The sequence below is a fragment of the Burkholderia sp. LMG 13014 genome (assembly GCF_905232215.1).
GTDB lineage: Bacteria > Pseudomonadota > Gammaproteobacteria > Burkholderiales > Burkholderiaceae > Burkholderia.
Genome location: NZ_CAJNKE010000815.1, coordinates 1 through 2,135, shown reverse-complemented (window position 1 = coordinate 2,135; position 2,135 = coordinate 1). Strand labels below are relative to the sequence as shown.

Sequence of the window (2,135 nt, the reverse complement as noted above, 5' to 3'; positions counted from 1 at the left end):
TTGCGTTCGGGGCAGCAGATTTACGCGAAAGGAGACCTCGTGGTGCTCGCGCCGGTCAGTCACGGTGCGGAGATCATCGCGGAAGGCAACATCCACATCTACGCGCCGTTGCGTGGCCGCGCACTCGCGGGCGTGCACGGCAATCACGACGCGCGCATTTTCTGCACGTGTCTGGAGCCGGAACTGATTTCGATCGCGGGTATCTATCGAACAACCGAGAACCCGTTGCCCGCCGAAGTACTGGGCAAATCGGTGCAGATCCGGCTCGAAGAGGAAAAACTGATGATCGAACCGCTGCGCCTGACGTAATCCACGCGGTGCGCTCCGGATCGATCGGCTCTCATTGACGAACACAGGGTATTGGGTAAATGGCAAAAATCATCGTGGTGACCTCGGGCAAGGGCGGCGTGGGCAAGACGACGACGAGCGCGAGCTTTGCGTCCGGTCTCGCGCTGCGCGGCCACAAGACGGCCGTGATCGACTTCGACGTCGGCCTGCGCAACCTCGATCTCATCATGGGCTGCGAGCGTCGCGTCGTGTATGACCTCGTGAACGTGATCCAGGGCGAAGCGAACCTGAACCAGGCGCTGATCAAGGACAAGAAGTGCGAGAACCTGTTCATCCTGCCGGCGTCGCAGACCCGCGACAAGGATGCGCTGACGCGTGACGGCGTCGAGAAGGTGCTGAACGACCTCGTCGCGATGGACTTCGACTACATCGTCTGCGATTCGCCGGCCGGTATCGAGGCGGGCGCGCTGCACGCGATGTACTTCGCGGACGAAGCGCTGATCGTCACGAACCCGGAAGTGTCGTCGGTGCGCGATTCGGACCGCATTCTCGGCATCCTGTCGTCGAAGACGAAGCGCGGGACCGAAGGCAAGGACCCGATCAAGGAGCACCTGCTGATCACGCGTTACAGCCCGAAGCGCGTCAGCGAAGGCGAGATGCTGTCGCTCGAGGACATCAGCGAGATCCTGCGCATCAAGCTGATCGGCGTGGTGCCCGAGTCGGAAGCGGTGCTGCATGCATCGAACCAGGGCCTGCCGGCCGTGCATATCGATGGCACCGACGTGGCGGAAGCGTACAAGGACGTCGTCGCGCGCTTCCTCGGCGAAGACAAGCCGCTGCGCTTCACCGACTACCAGAAGCCGGGCCTGCTGCAGCGCCTCTTCGGCAGCAAGTAACGGAGGCCGACCATGTCCATCCTTTCGTTTCTCCTCGGCGAGAAGAAGAAGTCCGCATCGGTCGCGAAGGAGCGCCTGCAGCTCATCATCGCGCACGAGCGCGTTGGCGGCCGCCCGCCGGCCGATTACCTGCCGGCGCTGCAGAAGGAGCTGGTCGCGGTCATCTCGAAGTACGTCCATATTTCGAACGATGACATCCGCGTGAGCCTCGAGCGCCAGGACGATCTTGAAGTCCTCGAAGTGAAGATCGAGATCCCGCAAGCCTGACCGTTGCCGGTATCCCTCCGCACGGCGGCACTCGCCGCCGTGCGCGTCTTACGCCCTGTTGCACTTTCGGGCACGCCGTAACACGGCGTCTGTCGGCCGTTATCGTCCCTCCCGCATTGAACGAATACGCTCGCGTAACTTGTTCAACCAGGAGGTTGTGATGGCTGTCTCTATCGTTCAACGTCGTATCGTTTCGCTCGCACTGCTTGCCGCGAGCCTGTCAGCCGTCGTCGCGCCGCTTGCCGCGCATGCGGACGAGATTCTCGTCGGCACGCCCGTGATCGCGCCGCAAGGCCGCGTGGTCGTCGCCGAGCCGGTCGCCGTGCGCACCGAGGAAATCGTCGTCGTCGCGCCGAATGCGCCGCCGCCGGTGCGCTATGAGGTCGTACCTGCCACGCGCGTGGGCTACGTCTGGGACCGCGGGCACTGGCACTGGGATCACGGCCGCTACGTGTGGATCGGCGGCCACTGGGAAGCCGAGCGCGTCGGCATGCAATGGGTGCCGGGCCATTGGGACCAGCGCGGTCCGAACTGGTTCTGGACCCGTGGCCACTGGGCATGATGGAGGCGAGCGATGAAACGAACCGCAATCGCCATCGCGCTCGTCGCGATCACGCTGGCCGGGTGCATCGTCGTGCCGGCCCGGCCCGTGTACTACCGGCCGGCACCCGTCGTGATCTACTG

4 protein-coding genes are annotated in these 2,135 nt (G+C 63.9%); all 4 read left to right on the top strand.

The genetic code is table 11. The features are described from left to right. On the top strand, positions 1 to 309 hold a 309-nt coding region (minC, locus tag JYJ84_RS34935; RefSeq protein WP_205190147.1), incomplete at its 5' end, for a septum site-determining protein MinC. A gap of 59 nt (positions 310 to 368) precedes the next feature. Beyond that, on the top strand, positions 369 to 1,184 hold the full coding sequence (minD, locus tag JYJ84_RS34930; RefSeq protein WP_122944718.1) for a septum site-determining protein MinD: 816 nt from the start codon (positions 369 to 371) through the stop codon (positions 1,182 to 1,184). Positions 1,185 to 1,196: 12 nt separating this feature from the next. Continuing rightward, entirely contained in the window at positions 1,197 to 1,451 is a 255-nt protein-coding gene (gene minE, locus JYJ84_RS34925; protein WP_006486661.1) for a cell division topological specificity factor MinE, read from the top strand. A 160-nt stretch (positions 1,452 to 1,611) separates the two neighbouring features. Continuing rightward, positions 1,612 to 2,013, top strand: a complete 402-nt coding sequence (locus JYJ84_RS34920) for a YXWGXW repeat-containing protein (protein WP_122944719.1) — start codon at positions 1,612 to 1,614, stop codon at positions 2,011 to 2,013. Positions 2,014 to 2,135: the final 122 nt, after the last annotated feature.